The organism is Veillonella tobetsuensis (assembly GCF_002959935.1).
Lineage (GTDB): Bacteria > Bacillota > Negativicutes > Veillonellales > Veillonellaceae > Veillonella > Veillonella tobetsuensis.
This window is the reverse complement of record NZ_PPDF01000014.1, coordinates 111,255-132,011: the sequence shown is the minus strand read 5'-3', so window position 1 is coordinate 132,011 and position 20,757 is coordinate 111,255. Positions and strand designations below refer to the sequence as shown.

General features: G+C 38.8%; 19 protein-coding genes, 1 pseudogene and 2 riboswitches. Of the genes and pseudogenes, 4 read left to right on the top strand and 16 right to left on the bottom strand.

All coding sequences use genetic code 11. The features are described 5' to 3' along the window. The first annotated feature begins 378 nt into the window (after window positions 1–378). Complete coding sequence (gene rbr, locus VTHSUH11_RS09435) at window positions 379–924, top strand: rubrerythrin (protein ID WP_059361526.1); 546 nt, start codon at window positions 379–381, stop codon at window positions 922–924. Window positions 925–1,086: 162 nt separating this feature from the next. Here the strand turns inward: rbr and thiM are convergent, their stop codons facing one another. Together thiM and thiD are read right to left on the bottom strand one after the other, a co-directional pair. Next, window positions 1,087–2,604: a hydroxyethylthiazole kinase gene (thiM, locus tag VTHSUH11_RS09430; protein ID WP_105093495.1), complete on the bottom strand. Its 1,518-nt coding sequence runs from the start codon at window positions 2,602–2,604 to the stop codon at window positions 1,087–1,089. Between the two features lies 1 nt (window position 2,605). After that, window positions 2,606–3,451: a bifunctional hydroxymethylpyrimidine kinase/phosphomethylpyrimidine kinase gene (thiD, locus tag VTHSUH11_RS09425; protein ID WP_105093494.1), complete on the bottom strand. Its 846-nt coding sequence runs from the start codon at window positions 3,449–3,451 to the stop codon at window positions 2,606–2,608. A 62-nt stretch (window positions 3,452–3,513) separates the two neighbouring features. Then, a riboswitch (TPP riboswitch) is annotated at window positions 3,514–3,608 on the bottom strand. A gap of 81 nt (window positions 3,609–3,689) precedes the next feature. Next, a riboswitch (TPP riboswitch) is annotated at window positions 3,690–3,795 on the top strand. 52 nt (window positions 3,796–3,847) lie between these two features. Here thiD and cytX point away from each other — a divergent pair. Further along, the gene (cytX, locus tag VTHSUH11_RS09415; RefSeq protein WP_105093493.1) at window positions 3,848–5,047 is read left to right on the top strand and encodes a putative hydroxymethylpyrimidine transporter CytX; all 1,200 of its coding nucleotides are present in this window, start codon (window positions 3,848–3,850) and stop codon (window positions 5,045–5,047) included. A 48-nt stretch (window positions 5,048–5,095) separates the two neighbouring features. Here the strand turns inward: cytX and VTHSUH11_RS09410 are convergent, their stop codons facing one another. The 3 genes from VTHSUH11_RS09410 to modA all read right to left on the bottom strand — a co-directional run bounded on the left by VTHSUH11_RS09410 (window position 5,096) and on the right by modA (window position 7,285). Further along, window positions 5,096–5,725: an ATP-binding cassette domain-containing protein gene (locus tag VTHSUH11_RS09410; protein ID WP_105093492.1), complete on the bottom strand. Its 630-nt coding sequence runs from the start codon at window positions 5,723–5,725 to the stop codon at window positions 5,096–5,098. Between the two features lie 8 nt (window positions 5,726–5,733). Continuing rightward, window positions 5,734–6,402: a molybdate ABC transporter permease subunit gene (gene modB, locus VTHSUH11_RS09405; RefSeq protein ID WP_105093491.1), complete on the bottom strand. Its 669-nt coding sequence runs from the start codon at window positions 6,400–6,402 to the stop codon at window positions 5,734–5,736. Window positions 6,403–6,496: 94 nt separating this feature from the next. Further along, window positions 6,497–7,285: a molybdate ABC transporter substrate-binding protein gene (gene modA / locus VTHSUH11_RS09400; protein ID WP_105093490.1), complete on the bottom strand. Its 789-nt coding sequence runs from the start codon at window positions 7,283–7,285 to the stop codon at window positions 6,497–6,499. A gap of 206 nt (window positions 7,286–7,491) precedes the next feature. On the opposite strand from modA, the gene VTHSUH11_RS09395 reads away from it, so the two are divergent. After that, complete coding sequence (locus tag VTHSUH11_RS09395; protein WP_105093489.1) at window positions 7,492–8,481, top strand: AEC family transporter; 990 nt, start codon at window positions 7,492–7,494, stop codon at window positions 8,479–8,481. Between the two features lie 95 nt (window positions 8,482–8,576). Here VTHSUH11_RS09395 and VTHSUH11_RS09390 read toward each other — a convergent pair whose 3' ends face one another. From VTHSUH11_RS09390 to glmS, 9 genes are all read right to left on the bottom strand, one after another. Further along, window positions 8,577–8,867 (bottom strand): ArsR/SmtB family transcription factor, encoded by a 291-nt coding sequence (locus VTHSUH11_RS09390; protein ID WP_105093488.1) that lies wholly within the window; start codon window positions 8,865–8,867, stop codon window positions 8,577–8,579. A 130-nt stretch (window positions 8,868–8,997) separates the two neighbouring features. Further along, window positions 8,998–9,444, bottom strand: a complete 447-nt coding sequence (locus VTHSUH11_RS09385) for a universal stress protein (protein WP_059361517.1) — start codon at window positions 9,442–9,444, stop codon at window positions 8,998–9,000. Between the two features lie 141 nt (window positions 9,445–9,585). Further along, a complete protein-coding gene (locus VTHSUH11_RS09380; RefSeq protein WP_105093487.1) occupies window positions 9,586–10,851 on the bottom strand; it encodes a hypothetical protein in 1,266 nt (421 codons plus the stop codon). 55 nt (window positions 10,852–10,906) lie between these two features. Further along, entirely contained in the window at window positions 10,907–11,665 is a 759-nt protein-coding gene (locus VTHSUH11_RS09375) for an amino acid ABC transporter ATP-binding protein (RefSeq protein ID WP_105093486.1), read from the bottom strand. Between the two features lie 9 nt (window positions 11,666–11,674). Next, window positions 11,675–12,331, bottom strand: coding sequence for an amino acid ABC transporter permease (locus VTHSUH11_RS09370; protein ID WP_105093485.1), 657 nt, complete (start codon window positions 12,329–12,331; stop codon window positions 11,675–11,677). Window positions 12,332–12,454: 123 nt separating this feature from the next. Next, complete coding sequence (locus tag VTHSUH11_RS09365; protein ID WP_059361514.1) at window positions 12,455–13,264, bottom strand: amino acid ABC transporter substrate-binding protein; 810 nt, start codon at window positions 13,262–13,264, stop codon at window positions 12,455–12,457. Between the two features lie 106 nt (window positions 13,265–13,370). Next, window positions 13,371–13,856: a hypothetical protein gene (locus VTHSUH11_RS09360; protein ID WP_059361513.1), complete on the bottom strand. Its 486-nt coding sequence runs from the start codon at window positions 13,854–13,856 to the stop codon at window positions 13,371–13,373. 29 nt (window positions 13,857–13,885) lie between these two features. After that, a complete protein-coding gene (gene trpS, locus VTHSUH11_RS09355; protein WP_105093484.1) occupies window positions 13,886–14,872 on the bottom strand; it encodes a tryptophan--tRNA ligase in 987 nt (328 codons plus the stop codon). A 58-nt stretch (window positions 14,873–14,930) separates the two neighbouring features. Further along, window positions 14,931–16,763 carry a glutamine--fructose-6-phosphate transaminase (isomerizing) gene (glmS, locus tag VTHSUH11_RS09350; RefSeq protein WP_105093483.1) on the bottom strand — a complete coding sequence of 611 codons (1,833 nt, stop codon included), beginning with the start codon at window positions 16,761–16,763 and terminating at the stop codon, window positions 14,931–14,933. A gap of 562 nt (window positions 16,764–17,325) precedes the next feature. On the opposite strand from glmS, the pseudogene VTHSUH11_RS09345 reads away from it, so the two are divergent. After that, a pseudogene (locus VTHSUH11_RS09345) lies at window positions 17,326–18,678 on the top strand (hypothetical protein). Window positions 18,679–18,785: 107 nt separating this feature from the next. Here VTHSUH11_RS09345 and VTHSUH11_RS09340 read toward each other — a convergent pair. Beyond that, the gene (locus tag VTHSUH11_RS09340) at window positions 18,786–20,267 is read right to left on the bottom strand and encodes a hypothetical protein (protein WP_105093482.1); all 1,482 of its coding nucleotides are present in this window, start codon (window positions 20,265–20,267) and stop codon (window positions 18,786–18,788) included. Window positions 20,268–20,299: 32 nt separating this feature from the next. Continuing rightward, window positions 20,300–20,716: a ubiquinol-cytochrome C chaperone family protein gene (locus VTHSUH11_RS09335; RefSeq protein WP_244900017.1), complete on the bottom strand. Its 417-nt coding sequence runs from the start codon at window positions 20,714–20,716 to the stop codon at window positions 20,300–20,302. Window positions 20,717–20,757: the final 41 nt, after the last annotated feature.

The window sequence follows — 20,757 nt, the reverse complement described above, 5'->3', positions numbered from 1 at the left end:
ACCGCTTATTTACTACATTGATAACATTTATCATTTAGAAATTTTTCGAAATAAATTTTACAAAAACACTTGCATTTCTCATTTAGTATGTTACAATATAGTCAACAATGATTATTCGTTAAGTATACGAATCAAAAACATTGGATTGTAAATAACAGGCAAGTGCCTCTTTACAAAACATAGGTAAGTACTCATTTAGTTAATAAACAAGTGCTTTTTTTATGTATAGACAAGTGTCTATCTACCAATCTACAAATAAGTTTTTATTTAACTTAACTCAAGTGAGTTACCAATTATCGCATTCACAACCAAGTGGTTATGAATATATCAATTAAGTAATCATTTAAAACATATTGTAAGTACAAAGGAGATCTAAAAATGGCTGAATTAAAAGGTACAAACACTGAAAAAAATCTTCAAGCAGCATTTGCTGGCGAATCCCAAGCATTCCAAAAATATACTTTCTACGCAGCAGCAGCTCGCAAAGCTGGTATGAACGAAATCGCTGATTATTTCGAAGAAACAGCTCACAACGAATCTGCACATGCTAAATTGTGGTTCAAAGCTCTTCATGGTGGCGATGTTTCCGCTGATATCGAAGCTAACCTTCGTGATGCAGCAGCTGGCGAAAACTACGAACACACTACAATGTACAAAGATTTCGCTGATGAAGCAGAAAAAGAAGGCTTTGCAAAAATCGCTTACCAAATGCGCGAAGTTGGTAAAATCGAAGCTCGTCACGAAGAACGTTACCTTGCATTAGCAGCTCGCGTTGCAGGTCACAAAGTATTCAATAACGATCAACCTGTAGCATGGATTTGCGCTAACTGTGGCTACATTCACATCGGTGAAGAAGCTCCTAAATTATGCCCAGTATGTGCTCACCCACAAGCATTCTTCAAACGTCACATTGAAGCTCTATAATCTATAAACATAGATTAGACAAAAATAATAAGTATAAATACAGACATGTAGACTGCAAGTGCAGATTTTCCTAACTGTATGTACAGACACCCTCAAATAAAAAGACGATGACTTCGGTCATCGTCTTTTTTGTGTTCTATAAACGCTTAAAGATTTCTTTGATTATTTTCCGCTATCTATCAATCCTTTAAATTGTTGTGCTGCTTCATAAGGATTTTCTGCATGAGCGATAGCAGATATAACGGCCACACCACAGGCCCCTGCTTGTAATATAGATTTTGTATTATCTAAAGTAATACCACCTATCCCAACACAAGGTAATGTTAGCCCTGCTGCTTGTAGTTCAGTAATTCTAGCTGGTCCGCATGGTTCTTGTGCATCAGACTTACTGCTTGTAGCGTACATAGGGCCTACGCCTACACAGTCTGCATAAACCACATCTGTCTTATGCAGCTCCTCCACAGAGTGAATAGATATGCCTACCACTGTATGCCCTACAAGATTACGCACCTGTTCTAACTTCATATCTTCCTGTCCGACATGGACACCATCAGCATGAACCGCAATGGCTAAATTTACATCATCGTTGATAATATAAAGTACGTTATACATGGCACAGACTTGTTTTAACTGTTGAGCTAGTTCTAATTTTTGTTTACCTTCTAAGGTACCCGTTCCCTTTTCTCTAAATTGGAAACAGGTCACCCCACCCCGACAGGCCGCTTCTACAACAGCTAGCAATCGATCTTCGTTTAGCCCTACATCCTGTGTACCAGCTATGAAATACACTTGTAATTGATCGGGAACTACTATAGGTCGTATGTGCTGTTTCGATAAAAGTACTACATCATCAAGTATATATAAGGCATCCATAAAGGCCATACTAAAGCTACCAGGCTTGACACCACATTCTTTAACGGCCCTTTCACCAGCAAGACCATAGTATGCTAGTGCGTAGGCAATGAATTCTGCCATAGGCATTTGATTTTTAAAGGGATAATAGGCACTAAAGAAAGCCGCCAACACAGCGCCCAATAAACAGCCTGTGCCCGTTACAGCAGTCATAATAGGATGTCCGTGAGGTACTGCAAAGACCCGAGTTCCATCAGAAACATAATCCTCTTCTCCCGTTGCTACGACAGGACAATTAATTAGACGGGATAGTCGATAGGCAATAACGGCACTATCCTCAACCTGTGCCCCGTCTACACCCTTGCCGGTAGTAGAATTGTCACTCTCATCATTACGACTTAGGGCATCGTAAATCGCTTTAATTTCGCTTTGATTTCCACGAAGCAATGAAATAGAACCAGTTTTAATCAAATCTAAAACCACCGACAATCGGTAAGCTCCTGCATGACAGCCCACAGGATCAAGAATAATTGGTACATCATATTCCTTCGCTAGTTTAATAGCCTCTTTATAGTAACCAACCTTCTCAGGTGTAAGTGTCCCAATATTGATGAGCAGTGCTGATGCATACACAATAAGATTCTTTAAATCTTCACTACATTCGCTCATGATGGGCGATGCCCCAATAGCTAGTAGTCCATTAGCTGTAAATGTTCGTACCACATCATTGGTAATACAAATCACGAGAGGATTTCGATGACGCAATGTTTCTAATATATTAAGTTCTGTCCCTGTTTGGCCAGTCATATATGGATTTTCATGAGTCATATTACAGTCTCCTCTCATCGCTTTTCAAAAGCTTATCCATTATTTCAGGTCCATTAGATAGCAGTCCATAAGCCATATGATTAACGGGGCCACAGCCATTTCCTAGCGCTGGATTGTACTTAATAGCAAGAGCAATATAGTCCTTGGCAATACCAATAGCATCCATTACATCACGCCCTTTAGCAAGCTCCGCTGTAATAACCGCTGAGAAGGTACAGCCCGTACCATGAGTATGCACTGTATCATATTTGGGGCTCGTCCACGTACGAACATTACCATCTTTAGTGAAAGCATAATCCGTTGCATTTTCACCGATGTGCCCGCCTTTAATGATTACCACTTGAGGACCTAAGTCTTGTAAGATACGATTGGCCGCAGTTGTGATATCGCTTTCACAAGTGATAGACATATCGGCTAAGACCTCTGCCTCACTGCGATTTGGAGTGATAACCGTTGCGGTAGGAATCAGTTTAGATTTTAATAAATATACCGCCTCATCCGATACGAGTCTGTCACCGCTAGTGGCAATCATAACGGGATCCATTACGTACGGAATTCCATTACTCACATAAGGATAGATAAGGTCCATCATCTCAGGTAAAGCAATCATGCCCGTCTTAACAGCTTGGGGCATAATATCTGAGTACACATCGTGTAACTGTTTTTCTATACTCTCTAAGGATAGATGTTCTACGTGGTGAACACCCGTTGTATTTTGAGCTACCACGGACGTAACCACGGCCATGCCGTATACGTTACGGCTTTGAAAAGATTTTAAATCAGCCATAATGCCAGCGCCACCACTCGGGTCAGTACCGGCAATTGTTAATGCAGTATGTAATTTCATAATACCTCCAAACATATAAAACGAGACCACTCCCAATGGAATGGTCTCGTAATAGGTTAGTATTATGTTGCACTCCACTTTCCTACGCCAGTATTATCTGGATCAGGTCTAGGGTTTTGAATGGTCAATCTCAGCAAAAGCACCCCTAGTGGCAATATATTTTTATACTCTAGTTATAACATCATTATACAATCTATGCAAGAAAATAATTGACGGGATCCTCTTAACAGCCTATAATGAAGCCATAACGGGGTGCTCACATGAGTGGGCTGAGAGTAAGCTAATGCTTTAACCCATAACCTGATTTGGATAATGCCAACGTAGGGAACATAGAGGATTAATAGCCGAGTTCCTGTGAACTCGGCTTTTTCTATGACTCCTTGGCAAGGAGGACGTATGAAAGACACTTACATTACACAACCACAGTTCGCTATGATATGGTTTGGTGCCGCGCTATCTATAGCGGAAATTATGACAGGAACCTATCTAGCCCCCTTAGGTCTCACCCAAGGTCTATATGCCATCATACTGGGGCATATCATCGGCGGTGTATTGCTCTTTGGAGCTGGCCTCATCGGTGGACGTTTACGGCAAGGCAGTATGAATACTACCGCCTTCAGCTTTGGCCCACTAGGGGCTAAAGTCTTTGCCTTTTTAAATATGCTTCAACTTATCGGCTGGACTAGCATCATGATCTACGATGCTATGCTAGCCTTACAAGAACTAGCACCTCTATCTCCTATGATTTGGACGATGGCTATCGGAGCGCTTGTCATCCTGTGGCTTTTCATCGGCCTCCACAATACAGGCTATATTCAAGCTATCGTATCTGTTTTATTACTTGGACTCACCATTTACATGGGCATTCACATGTTATCTCAATGGCCTAGTGAAGGTATCCTTCTAACGAGCGGAGACATGAGTTTCATCGCTGCCCTTGAATTATCTATTGCTATGCCACTATCTTGGCTCCCTCTCATCAGTGATTATACCCGTGAAAGCAAAAAACCTTTCTCCGCATCACTTACAAGTGCTACTGTCTACACAGTAACAAGTATCGTTATGTATACCTTAGGCCTCAGTGCGGCTATCTTCGGTGGTGGCGATTCTATCATTACCATCATGATGAACGCCGGTCTTGGCCTTGCAGGGCTCATCGTTATTATCTTCTCTACTGTAACTACAACCTTTATGGATGCTTATTCTGCAGGCGTTTCTAGCACAACTATCTACAAGAGTGCTTCTAGTAAAGGCATAGCCGTTGTAGTTACTATCGTTGGTACAATCGCTGCCATCCTATATCCGATGGACGATATTACAGACTTCCTATACCTCATTGGCTCTGTATTTGCTCCGATGATCGCCATTCTTTTGGCGGACTATTTTATCAATCGCCAACAAGTACAAACGATCTCAGCCTATCTCGTGCGCGGTTTAATTTGGGTGGTTTCCGTTGGACTCTATCACTATATGTTACATAGTGAAAGTACTATTGGGGCTACGCTGCCAGCCTTTACAACGGCATTCTTCGTAACAGCTATCGTTGGCTTCATAAGTCATACAGAAAACTCATCTGTCGAAATAAAACAACACTAAAATAACAAAAACACCTTCGTAAGCAATCATGCTTATGAAGGTGTTTTACTATTCAGGTATAATAATTTGTCCGTCTTCACAGATCCAGTGTCTATCACCAACTGCATCAGCTTCACTTTCATCATGGGTCACCCATACACATGGCACATCCCATTCACGAATGATGGACACCAGATCCTCACGTACTTGTTTACGCAAATTCCAATCAAGCGCAGACAGAGGCTCATCAAGAAGTAAAATAGTCGGTTTTGAATAAAGGGCACGTCCCAAGGCAACCCGTTGTTGCTCACCACCAGATAAACTACCCGCCTTTGTTTTTCGATATTTTTCTAAACCTAAACGGCTTAATAAATTATCGCACATATCAGGTGTGCCTCGTTTACTATAAATAATATTACTTTCAACAGATAAGTGAGGGAATACAATATTACCTTGAGGCATATAACCTACCTGGCGTTCTTGAGCAGGGACCCAAATCTTTTTAGCTCGGTCAACCCAAGTTATGTCATCATATTGAATACGCCCAGTACTAGGCTTTACAAGGCCTGCAATGCACTTAATAAAGGTGCTTTTACCACTACCGGACTGACCAGTCAACACAGCGATTCCCGAAGACAGTGTACCATCAGCTTTCACAGTCACAGAAGGTCTAGATACAGTAAAAGAAAATGTAATCATAGAGCCTCCTAATTATTTTCTGTATGGCGGAATAAGGAACCTTTTGTAATAAGGTGAATACCGCTCAACAATGCCAATGTAAGTACACAAATATAAACAACAAGCTCGAAGGCATCCATGTACTGCCCAGCCTCTACGTAGGAGTAAATAGCTAGTGGCATTGTCCGCGTTACCTTCGGAATATTACCAGCAATTAAAATGGTGGCACCAAACTCACCCATAGCACGGCAGAATGCTAAAATACTGCCCGTCAAAATTCCTTTCCATGCTAATGGCACGGAAATGGTAAAGAAGATGCGCAATTCAGATGCGCCCAAGGTGCGGGCTACGTCTTCCATATTATGGTCCACGGACTGCAATGCAGAGCGTACGGTTTGGTAAAATAGTGGAAATGCAATTACAGAGGAAGCAATCACTGCACCGGAAGCGGCAAAGACCACGCTCAGCCCACGAGTTTCAAGCCAAGCACCAAAGGCATAGCCTGGTGTAAATACCATGAGCAACACAAAGCCAACAACAACAGGTGGTAATACAAGGGGCAACGTAATAAGTGCATCAAGAATAGCAATGCCGCCCCATTTACAGCGATTCATACCATAACAAGTGGCCAAACCAGTTACTATAACGATAATTAAAGCTATACTCGCTACCCACAAAGATAACCAGAACGGACTCATGGTTACTCCTTTCTTTCCTAACTATAACCAATACAAATTTATATTTCTATTGTATCACAAAAAAACGCTAGCCTAGAAAGCTAGCGTTTAAGTCTTATTTAGAGGTAGAAAAACCGTATTTCTCTAATACTTTTTGGCCTTCTGGGCTCGTTACGTATTTATAAAAATCCTTTGCCAATGCATTATCATATTTTTTGATGATACCAATTGGATATATAACAGGATCATGAGAATCAGCAGGTGTTACAGCAGCGATTTGAACTGCATCGTCTGCTGCAATAGCGTCAGTTTTGTAAATAAATCCTGCATCACCAGCCGCTTGGCTAATAGAAGCAGTTACAGCTTTAACGTCTTTTGCGTAGACTACATTAGGTTCTACTTGGTCCCACACACCTAATTTTGTTAGTACTTGTTTACCATAGTTACCTGCTGGTACTGTATCAGGATTACCCAATACAATGCGTTTTACGGATGTAATTTGACTAAGCTCAATTTTAGGTTGTCCTTTAGGAACTACGAGAACGAGTTCATTAGTGACAAATGGTTTTACATCTGTTACTAACTCTTTCTCTTGTAACATTTTCATATTCTTTTCGTCTGCAGAAATGAATAAACTAGCAGGTGCACCTTGTTCAATTTGTTGGCGCAATGTGCCAGAACCGGCAAAATTTATAACGATTTGATCATCTGCTAAATGATGTTCTTTTTTATATGCATCTGCCAATTCGGTAAGAGCCCCTTTAAGGCTGGCTGCTGCTTGAATCGTAATTTTTTCTGACGTACTAGGCTTTGTGCTATCAGCTGTTTTACCAGCATCATTACCACAGCCCACAACCAAGACTAACATACAAATACTCATTAATACAAATAAAAGCTTTCTCATACAACCTCCTATCCCTGTCAGGATTAATACATATAAATACATAAAAAATAGACCTAAACTCTACATCCTATGGTATGATAGTAATATAGAGTAATTAGGTGAAAGCCTTATTTACATCATTCTTACTAGGTATCATAAATTATCATACTAAAAGTATACCATGATTTAAATCACATTACATATTAAATAGAACTCTAGGTGAGACTATGAATTTACTAACACTAATAGGACATATTTTCATGAATTCCATGATACCTATATTCATACTGATAGGCGTGGGATTTATACTAGATAAAAAATTTAAATTAGATTTATATACATTAAGCAAGCTAAACTTTTACATACTGTTGCCAACCTTTGTGTTTAGAGCCATGTATGATGCTAAGTTTTCCTCGAGCACCATGGAAATCATTTTCTGTGCTGTCTGTGTACTCATACTAAACTCAGTCATCGCAGATATTGTAGGCCGCTTAAAGGGTTACGATATACCTAAAATAGCAACTCTAAAAAACTGCGTTATGTTTAATAATGTAGGAAATATGGGTATTGCCCTTGCACTCTTTGTATTTACAAATGTACCCTATGTGATTGATGGCGCCACCCCCTATGCCGATTTAGGACTATTTAGTGTTGTATCCATCATGATTATTCAAACGGTTACAAGTAATACCTATGGATTTTACCAAGCTGGTGCAGGTCGTTTAAGCACGAGAGATGCACTCAACGTCTTATTCCATATGCCAATGTCATATGCGATCCCCCTCGCACTACTTTGTAAATTATTACCTTTTGATTTACACGGCCTCTTCTTTTATGCACCACTTAATATCTTTGCCAACGCCTTCGTCGGCGTTGCTATGATTGCCTTAGGGGTGCAAATCAATAGAACGCCATTGAATTTCTTTAAAACAGATGTCATGCTAGCAAGCTTATTGCGACTCGTCATTAGTCCACTTTTAGCTGCTGTTATAACAGTTATATTTATTCTATTCTATGGCCCTATGCATCCAATAGCGGCCCAAACGATTGTCATAACCTATAGCGTGCCTACAGCTATTAATATGGCACTCATCGCTATCGAAATGAAGAACAACCCAGAATACGCTACACAAATTGTAATGGGAACAACCATATTGTCTGCCATAACCATGCCTCTGTTTATCACATTTGCTTATTATTTATTTCCACTATATTAACTACAAAAACACAAAAGGGAGCCATCAAATGGCTCCCTTTTGTGTGTATTACATATTCCCCATATGGTGTTCTTACATAGGCAAATTATATCAAATTATTGATGTGATACGTGTTCCATACCCATACGAACTAGACCTTCTACATGATCATCATTCAAGGAATAAAACGCGGTCTTTCCTTCTTTTCGGTATGTTACAAGACGTGCTTGTCGCAACACGCGTAATTGATGGGAAATGGCTGACTGCCCCATTCCCATCGTTTCAGCAATGTGATTAACACACATTTCATTTTCCAGTAATAGCTCTACTATCTTTAAGCGTGTTGGATCACCGAGAATCTTGAACAATTCTGCTAACTTTAACAAAGCTTCATTCCCGCTGCTCATAAATATCCTTTCTATTAAAACAATACAATTAACTTAGTCTATCAAGTAAAAAACTTTATTATTTATCATATCTATTATATACAAAAAAAGGCTTTGTTCACAATGACAAAGCCTTTTAAATTGTATGATATTATTTAACAACCAATACTGGGCAAGAGGAATGGCTTGTTACATAGCTACTTACACTACCCATGAATAGGCCTTTTAAAGGTCCAAGACCACGGCTACCCATTACGATAAGATCAGCATTAAATTTCTTAGCAACTGCTAATAATGCAGGACCTGGGGAACCAACTTCAAATACAGACTTAACTGTAACGCCTGCAGGAATTTCTTTCACTACATCATTCAAGATTTCTTTGCCTGTTTCTTCCATGTCTTCTGCAATTTGTTCAGACACGTAGCCACCGCTAATAGGTGTTTGATCGAAGTTAGAGATAGCAGATACGATATTAGCTACGTGAACAATAATCAATTCCGCTTTGTTACGATCTGCTACAGCGAGTGCATGTTCTAATGCACGCTTTGCATTTTCAGAACCATCAGTAGGTACGACAATAGTTTTGTAGGTAACCATATTAACCCCTCCTATTTCTAATCCCCTATGAAGGGATATGATTAAATATCGTTTAGTCTATTTATAATATTCTATACGACTTAGGAAAAATCCTCTTTTTAAACGAGGATTTATATACATTATAGCACATTTTTTTACAGATTAAAGAACTTGGGAAGAATTATTAATATTTAACGAATTGGTTAACTTAAATCCATCTAATACATCAACTAATTCAGGTGTTGTCAATACAGTGCCAACAGGCGCTATCATGCGAGCAACACCTACATTACCATTATTTCCTAAAATAATAGTAGCACCAAATGCAACCGGCTCTGCTGTATCCGTATCCGATGATTCAGGATTTTTCATAGTTCCTGCTACATAAAACATAACAGCGCCATCAATAATATGTGTTTCATATCGATCAATTGTCGCCTTGTTTACATCAACTAAGGATTTTAGATACTGATCACCTAGCATCTGCTTACCCATCATCGTTGGCATCGCACTGCTTACCGCTTGAATAGGTACAGCAAAACTTTCCACATCGAGTCGAATTTTATCCTTTGTGAAAGCTAACTTTTTAGGCTCATTAATGCGTGTGAATCCTTTAGGACTCATGAATTTTAATCCATCTGCCACATTAATATCACCAGATCCAACTATCATCTTTTTCACATTATTTAATGTAGAGCTTTTCTTCGTATCTAACAATGTAAATGTTGGAATCGCTGTCTCTAAAAGACCTTGCTCCATAAACTTTGCTTGTACTGGTGGATAGGTACTGACAAGATTATAACGATGCGTAGGATCCTTCTCCATAATAAATTCAGCTTCGAAAATGGAATGAACCTGTTCAGTAGAGGTCATTTCAGCATAAGACTTAGGTGTAGTTCTGCTCCAACGCGCAGCTTGTGCACCTTTCTTAGGGAAAAATCCCCCCACTACATCATTATTTTCAAACACATTACTATGTTGTCGCCAAATACGAAGATATTCATCATCGGACATGCCCTTAATTGGCACATCATACCAGGTAGTATTCCATACCTTCTGAGACACATTACCTTGTGGCGTATTATTTCGCTTTGTAAATGATACAGTATACGCATCGTCTTGATTTGGACCAGACAAGTTAAAGGAGTAACCTTGTACGTGTTCACTTTCACTACGCACATCCATATCAATCATAACACCATCATTGACACGCCATGGAATAGTGAAAGTATAACCATTTTTTGTATCCTTTACGACAGTATTCATTTTTGTAGCATACGATTTATATTGCTCGGGCAACACAGAAAGTGCATCTTGTTGAGATGCCACAATAGCCTTAGGTGTAGCCTGTTCAGGTGTAGCACCATAAGCAACACCAGTCACAACAGACAAGCCGGCCAATACTAATGCGATAGGTAATTTCTTCATAAAATTCCTTTCCTATATGTGAAGGTACCACCTATGAGCTCATAGGTGGCAACCATTATAACATATTGTCTAAAAAAGCCTTTGTTCTTGGGGATTGTGGATTTGTAAACAATTGTTCCGGAGCGCCTTCCTCTTGAATTATACCATCTGCCATAAAGATAACGCGATCGGATACTTCACGAGCAAAATTCATTTCGTGAGTAACGATAATCATAGTCATACGATCATCGGCTAATTGTTTAATCGTTTTCAGTACTTCACCAGTTAATTCTGGATCTAGAGCTGATGTAGGTTCATCAAACAACATAATTTCTGGGTTCATCGCCAATGCACGAGCAATAGCTACACGCTGTTGTTGACCACCAGATAAACGCGATGGATACATATCGCGTTTTTCCCAAAGGCCTACTTTATTAAGTAAACGTTCTGCTATCGGCATAATATCTGTATCTTTCATACCTTTTACCATACGAGGTGCAACCATAATATTTTCAAGTACCGTCATATGTGGAAATAGATTGAAGGATTGAAATACCATGCCCATGCGAAGTAATAAATCGTGCATAGTTTGTTTATCAGCATATTTAACAACGCCGTTTGTATCGGTGGATGCTAACTCTACGCCATCAACGGTAATAGCACCACCATCGATTGTTTCTAATTGTCCCAAACAACGTAGAAATGTAGATTTACCAGAGCCTGATGGTCCAATAATAGACACGATTTCCCCTCTATTCATTTGTAAAGAAACATCTTTTAAAACTACATTATTATTAAAATGTTTCTCTATACGTTCCATATTTACAAAAGTCATAACTACCTCTTATTCGTCATATACAGAGAAACGTTTTTCTAAGTAATTGAAGATATTTGTCAAAATGAATGTAAAGATTAAGTAGAATATTGCAGCTACGAGAAATGCAGAAATATCAAAGTCCCGTTGCACGATAGATTTCGTAATACGCAAGATATCGTTCATTGCTAATACATAAACAAGAGATGTATCTTTCAATAAATTGATTGTTTCATTAGCAAGGGGTGGTAATACGCGTTTAAACATTTGCGGCAAAATAATGGTACGCATCGTTTGACCATAGGTAAAACCAAGTACCTTTGCCCCTTCGTATTGACCACGTGGGATAGATTGAATGCCTCCACGGAAGATTTCACAAAGATAAGCCGCATAGTTAAGTACAAAGGTGACGACTGCTGCTGTTGAATCATCCATTTGGATGGCCCCATCAGTCATGATTGGCAACGCAAAATACATAAATAGAATTTGTAGCATCAATGGTGTACCACGCATTAAATATACAAAGGCCTCTATAATTTTATCTACAAAAGGGATTTTAGAAAGTCGTAATAAAGCTAATAGAATACCACCTGGAATAGATAATACCCACACAATGCAGAACAGGGAAACAGTTACCTTAAGCCCTTCAGCAATAGTTGGGATAATCTGCAATAAATAATCTAACATGAAATACTCCTTCAAAACACGAATAGAGAAGAGGCACATGGCCTCTTCTCTAGTGTACATTTCGTTCTTTAATTATCAGTTGTACATACTGACCACAGTACTATTAGTATATCACGAATCGTACTATTTAGCATCGCTCTTATCTAGATCTGCACTAGAGCCCAACCATTTTTCAACGATTTTATCAGCAGTACCATCCTTTTTCATTTCGGCTAAGATACCATTGATTTTATCGCGTAATGCGGTATCATCTTTGCGGAACCCTACAGCAAAGTTATCTACGCCGTAATCAGTGCCTTCTACAATTTTGTATTTGCCAGGTTCTTTTGTCATGAGGTAACGAGCAATAACACCATCAGCGATAACTGCATCGACACGACCAATGCCAAGATCCATGAATGCACTTACGAAATCAGCATAGGATTTAATTTCTTTAACGGTTTTGCCACTAGGATCGTTTTGTAATGCAGATTCACCAGTACTAGCTTGTTGCACACCTACAACCTTTCCAGCAAGATCAGATTTACCCTTGATAGCATTATCATCGTTACGAACAACGATGTATTGTTTATCTTTCATATATGTATCGGAGAACAAGATATTTTTCTCACGTTCAGGAGAAACAGTTAAACCATTCCACAATACGTCGATTTTCTTAGATTTTAACTCCGCTTCTTTGCTGGACCAGTCAATCGCTTTGAACTCAACGTCCATACCAGCGCGCTTAGCAGCCTCTTTAGCCAAGTCGATATCTAAACCTACGATTTCACCTTTATCATCTTTAAAACCCATAGGAGGGAAACTATCATCTAGGCCGACAACGATTTTTTTAGGTAATTCATTTGTTGTTTTTGTATCACTGCCACAACCACTTACAAAAGCCATCATAGATACTGCAGCTAAACCTACAGCCATAATCTTTTTCCAGTTCATAATATCCTCCACGTAATCTTTTACAGATCAAGTTCTTACTTATGAACCTATTATACTTTAGCCTGTTAAAGTTGTAAATAGTTAAATCAATAAATTTTTTCAAATTTTATTCATTATGTGTATCTCTATAATGTTTTATAGCCGCCTGGAGACGTATTTTATCCTTATAGGGTGCTAATTGCAGGTCTAATGGTACTACATAGATACCACCATGATTGTTAACAGCCTGCAACTCTTTCCAATCCGGAGTAAAACCAACCACCGTATCAAAAGGCACATACAAATAATAATCATCTAAATGGATAGCACTCCAAAAATAATCTCGTAATGTAGTCGGTCTTTGTTTTATAACAAATCCCTTTTCACAAATATATACGAGCACCATATCAAGGCCGTTCATCCACCACAACAAGCACACAACTAATGCATAACATAGGATACGATTACCTACATCATGTGGAGCCCATTTTATGAGCGCAACGCAAGTTAGAATACCTAAGATGCGCCCTATCCACTGTACGGCTTTATGCGTGGTAACCATATGCTTAACACGACCGCCTGAAAATCGTTCACTTACCTCTTGTTTTGTCATACTATGCCTCAAAAAGTCTATATAAATACTTATTTTCGGCAAAGCCCCATCGCTTGTTCAACCTTGCGATACATCATAGATGCTTTTGCATGTGCTTTAGCAGCACCTTCATCTAAGATGATGTCGAGTTCAGGGCTTGTAATGAGTTCATTATAACGCTGTTGAATTGGCTCAAGTGTTGCTACAAGTAAATCTGCAATATCTGATTTAAATACGCCATAGCCTTTACCAGCATACATTTCTTCAATTTTTTCATAGCTATCTTTTGTAATAGCACGGTAAATGCCCATGAGGTTAGAAATACCTGGCTTATTATTTTTATCATAACGAACAGCATTATCAGAATCTGTTTGAGCGCGTTTCAATTTTTTCACGATTAAGTCTGGTACATCCAAAAGACGAATTGTAGCATTTTGGTTATCATCAGATTTACTCATTTTCTTAGTTGGCTCTTGTAAGCTCATAACGCGAGCACCACCTTCACCTACCTTGATATCAGGTACTACGAAAGTTTCGCCAAATCTACGGTTAAAACGCTCTGCCAAATTACGAGTCAATTCAAGATGTTGTTTTTGGTCCTCACCTACTGGAACATAGTTAGTACCATATAACAAAATATCTGCCGCCATCAATGGTGGATACGTAAGCAACGCTGTAGGAATAGAGTCACCTTGTTTTTGAGACTTATCCTTATATTGTGTCATACGCTCTAATTCGCCTACATAGCTAATAGATTGCATAACCCAGCCAAGTTTTACATGTTCAGGTACTTCGGATTGCACGAACAATGTTACCTTTTTAGGATCAAGACCAACTGCAAGGTACAATGCAGCCAAATTACGAGTATTTTGGAATAACTCATTTGGATCTTGCGGTACTGTAATCGCATGTTGGTTAACGATACAATAGTAACATTCATCAGTATCTTGATAGTCTAAGAAATTACGTAAAGCTCCCAAATAGTTACCAAGTGTCAATTCACCACTTGGTTGGATACCGGAAAATATAACTGCCATAATAGTCTCCCTATATTGAAATAAACCAACAGTGCCGAGGCACTGTTGGTTATATATATTATTCTACGGTTACAGATTTAGCCAAATTACGTGGTTTATCTACATCTGCACCGCGTGTAATCGCTGCATAGTACGCCAATAATTGCAATGGTACAACAGCAAGGATTGGAGCGATGAATTTATTCGCACGAGGTACATAGATTGTATGGTCAACGTGTTTAGATAATTCGTCGTCACCTTTCATACCGATACCGATTACTACAGCTTCACGAGCTTTTACTTCACGGATATTGCTGATCATCTTATCGTACACATCTTCTTGTGTAGCCAATGCGATAACAGGTACGCCTTCTTCAATAAGAGCCAATGTACCATGTTTCAACTCGCCACCAGCATATGCTTCAGCATGGATGTAAGAAATTTCTTTCAATTTCAAAGCACCTTCCATCGCTACTGCGTAGTCGATAGCACGACCTAAGAAGAACGCATCAGATTTGAAGCCATAATGTTTTGCAAAGGCTTTCATATCTTCGTCTACTTCAAAGATTTCATGAATCAATGTAGGCAAGCTTTTAACACCGCAAAGGATTTCTCCGCCTAAAGCCGGATCCATTTTACCATTTAATTGGCCAAGATATACAGCAAACAACAAGCCTGCTACTAATTGAGTAGTATACGCTTTTGTAGACGCTACAGAGATTTCAGGACCTGCCCATGTGTACACAGTGTTATCTGCTTCACGGGAAATACTGGAACCTACTACGTTTGTAATTGCCAAGGATTTAGCGCCATGACGTTTAGCCTCTTTCAAAGCAGCCAATGTATCAGATGTTTCACCGGATTGACTGATAACGATACATAATGTTTTATCATCAGTCAACGGATTGCTATAACGATACTCAGATGCGATTTCCACATTTACAGGAATGCGCGCCAAGTTTTCAATATATTGTTTTGTTACAAGACCTGCATGGTATGCTGTACCACATGCAACGATGAGGATTTTATTGAAAGCTGCTACATCCTCAGCAGTCCAATTCAACTCATCAAAGATTACTGTTTTACCATCTTCGGAGATATGTGTACCGAATGTATCACGCACAGCTTTTGGTTGGTCATGAATTTCTTTCAACATGAAGTGTTCATAACCACCTTTTTCAGCAGCCTCTGCATTCCAGCTTACGTGGAACACTTCTTTATCGATTGCATGGCCTGCACGATCAAATACGGATACATTATCACGTGTAACGATAGCCAATTCACCATCGTTTAAGATGTATGTATCACGTGTGTAGTTAATGATTGCTGGAATATCGGAGGCAACGAAGTTTTCCCCTTTGCCAAGACCGATAACCAATGGGTTTTCTTTTTTAGTACAAATGATTTTGTCCGGCTCATCAGCACAGATGATTTCAAGAGCATACGCACCATCAACACGAGCGAGCATGCGACGAACAGTACTTACAAAATCGCCATCGTACATATCCTCTAATAAATGAGCTACTACTTCTGTATCAGTTTCAGATTTGAAATGGTACCCTTTTGCAATAAGCTCTTCTTTTAAAGGCATGTAGTTTTCAATAATACCGTTGTGAACAACAGCAAATTTACCATCTTCAGAGGAGTGAGGATGGGCGTTCATATCGGATGGACGACCATGAGTAGCCCAACGAGTATGACCAATACCTATAGTCCCTTCATTAGGATCTGCTTTTACAATCGCCTCAAGATTAGCTAGACGGCCAACCTTTTTTTGAATTTTAATTACATTTTCAGGGCCGATAACAGCAATACCTGCAGAGTCATAACCACGGTATTCTAATTTCGCCATACCGTCCAATAAGAAATCAGATGCTTGATTAAAGCCAATGTATCCTACGATACCGCACATAAGTATATCCTCCTATAACTGGGGGCATTCTAGCCCCAGCCAACAACTAAGGCTAATTAATGTTCTAGATAAATGTTCTAGATTAATGTTTCAATTATGTATTAATTATTACTTTAATACAATTCATTCAGATACACTTTGTCTCCATTGTTACCAATGGGCTTTTTAGTATCTGTTACGACATGAATGTGCCGGAAGAGCATCCGCTGATGATTCGATCACTCTTCACCTCGTCTACCCTAACGACTGCCTTCGCGGGTACTTGCGCTATTCGCCTTTACGAATTTGGAATTCCTTTCAATAATATGTGGCAGAACTAGTACAATTGTAATCATACTAAATTATATTATACTAAATCGATGTAATAAATGTAAAGAATCTAGACCTTATGAAAGCATTAAACACGAGATATAACGCTTATTTTCATAGGGGTACATAAAGCCAAACGATTTCATAAATCACTCATACACCATCATTATACTACTTATTATAAAAATTTTATACAATCATATTTTTCAAAACTTACATGATGCATATTTATTGTCTAACAGGAGAGATTACAATGAATACACAAAATAATAAAACACATAAAAAGACAACATCTCTAAACCATAAACACTCATATAGAAAATTACGCCGTTAGGTACTTCCTGCCGTATTAAGTGCCGCCCTTTCTACATTGGCATTCCTTCCAACCTTTGCAGAAGACATACCAAGTGCACCACCAGCTGGAAATCCACCTATGAGTGCACCTAATGGGCCAGTTCCAAAAGCTGAAGCTAATCCTAATACTTTCACAGGTACTACGGTAGTAACCGAAAATAAAGCCATTGCGCATGAATTGATATCTAATACAACATCAGATCAAAATGCGTTCATCGGCAAAGATAAAGCAGTCGTAACCATCGAAAACAGCGTATTCGATAAAACAGGCAATACGACAAGCGATGACAATAGTAATTTCCGTGGTCAAAACGCTGTAATACTCGGTACCGACGGTAGTCAAATCAACATCAAAGGCAGCAATATTACATCCAATTCCAATGGCTCGAATGCAGTATTTGCCACTAGTGAAGGTTCTGTCATCAATGTAGAAAATACTAACATTCACACAAAGAGCGATTCCTCCCGCGGTTTAGATGCCACTTATAAAGGCACTGTAAACGGCAAAAATCTTACTATTACAACCGAAGGTGCTCACTCTGCTACATTAGCTACAGACCGTGGCGAAGGTACGATTACTGCAGAAGCCACTAAATTGACAACCTCTGGCGCAGGTAGCCCTATTATCTATTCAACTGGTAATATTACAGCTAACAATATCAACGGCGTAGCTAATAACAGTGAAATTGGCGTTGCAGAAGGCAAAAACTCCATTACCCTTACGAACTCAAACGTAACTGGCTACAAAGACAATGGCTTTATGCTATACCAAAGCTTCTCCGGTGATGCTGAAAGCGGTATTGCACGACTTAAAGCAGACAATAACACGCTCACAACACACTCTACAGGTGCATTTATCTATGTAAACAACACTACGGCTGATGTAGATTTGTCTAACAATGCTATTTCCATGCCTAATACCACTACCCTCGTGAAAGCAGCGGCTGACTCTCGTTGGGGTAATGCTGGCGAAAACGGCGGTCACCTCACACTTCGTGCATCTAACCAAGCACTAAGTGGTAACATCGTGGCTGACTCCATCAGTACTGTTGCACTAGATATGACAAATGGTTCTAGCCTCGTGGGAGCTATCAATACCGACAACACAGCTAAAGAAATCACAGTAAAACTCAGCAAAGACTCTAGCTGGACACTTACAGGCGATAGCTATGTAAAAACCTTAACTAACGAAAACACAACAGGTGAAAACATCCACTTGAATGGATACAAACTCGTTGTAGCTGATAAATAATAATAAATTAATTAAGCAAATAGAAATTTATTTAATTCATCTAAATAAATAAAAAGAAAGCATGAGTTAATCAAAATCTCATACTTTCTTTTTTATTAATAGCGACCCTAAACAGCTGGTTCAAGATTCTCTAAAATAGTAATCATTTTATTAGCTTGCTCTTCCTCAGTAGGTAGAGTGATGACTTTACGCATAGTAACAATCTCATCAACTATAGGCTCCATAAACTCATAAGCAAATGCAGCTCTATCGGACTCAGCATACATATCCTTAAGCAGGCTACTATCAATTATATCGTGTAAGGAATCTGCTAACTCTTTACATTCATCTTCATTTAATAAATAATCATACGCTAAATTTTTAAATACATTTTCAATTATTACAATCATTTCTTTAGCATCATCTTCTATGATAATGTCTGTTATACTAGAACTAACTTTATTAGCCGCACTACCACCTACAAAAGACCCAAGCAAACCACCAACTAAGCCACCTATGGCAGTTCCAACTCCAGGCACCACAGAGCCTATAGCTGCACCTGCGGCTGCACCACCACTCCATCCGGCAACACCACCAGCTACAGATGCACTAGTATTCACAAGATTTTTAACCAATTGAGCCCCAGAGATACGACCACGGAAAATATTTACAACATCTACGCTAGAAAGAACAACGACTGAAGCAACACCAGTAACAATATTATTACCTAACATCTTTTGTGCACTTTTCATTGCTGCAGCTCCATAAATATTACTTCCACTTCTAAATGCATTCACTAAATGTGCCGATGCTTTTGGCCCAATAAAATCAATAATGCTCTGTGACATTCCATAAGCTAAGGAATATCCTCCCGCCTTTACAATTTGGCCAGCTAATACCGCAGTAACAAAACTTTTTGCACCCACATCTAAGCCACTAAGTAAGGCTTGTTCTAAAGCTTCATCAACATCTTTTCCATCCCAAACAGATACCGCAAAAGTTATCGCAGATGTTATACAAAGTGTTTTTACTGCTATAATACTGCCATTAACCGCATCATATTTTAATGAATCTACTGTACCGGCTTTCGCTATATTTTTAGCCTGTTCATATGTATAATGCCCCTTTCGAACTATATTTGCCGCCTCTTTGGGATCTGTTACACCCGGTACTTGTCCATTTTTAATTCGATCTTGCATAGCTTGTACAGCACTATCATACTGATCAGAAGGAACCTCAATTTGCATCGGTTTCCCTTCTGCATCAAAGTATCTAAAGGTTTTATTTTCAAAGCACTCGGCTATACTCTTTGATGCACTACTACAATACTTAGTTTGTATATATTGATTATCAACTAATCTATCTGCACCATTTTTTATATTATCATCACCTACAATTTTTGCATCTTTACCAGAAATTATATCGTACTGATGATTAGCTCTCTCAGCAGCAAAACCATGTCCACGAGATGCATTAAACTTTACTTCCCCATATAGTGTAGATGCATTGCTTACATTCGCAAAAATCACGCCTGGTATTTTATCATTTTCAATATTATTAGAAGTATGTTTTTTGATAAATTTTCTTTTATATGTTATTTTTTTAGCCATTTTTTATTTTTCTCACTCCACATAACTAATAACTAACAATTGCTACTATCCATTTTTCTGTATGCTGCAATAAGAATTGTACAAGGAATGATAACTCTATATGCTGGTCCAGCTATATCATAAACTGACCATAATGCAGTTAAAATTATCCCTATTGGACCAACTATAACAGACAAACCTCTAGCAATACTTGCATTAACAGCTATACTTAATCCCCGACCTAAAATTGTTTTTGCAATTGCATTTACAATAATTAGTGTAATTCTATATGATGCAAAGCCACCGGCGCTAAACACTTGAATTAACATAGATGATGTTATCCCACCAATTGAGTTAAAATCAATATTATCAATATCATCCTTCAAATCCGATAATAGTGCAATTCGTTCAGATTGAGATAATTTTTCCCACATGTCCTTTATTATAGATTCTAATAGTAATTCTTCCATAACCTCTACCGAATCAGAAGAATGGAAATCAACCTTACATT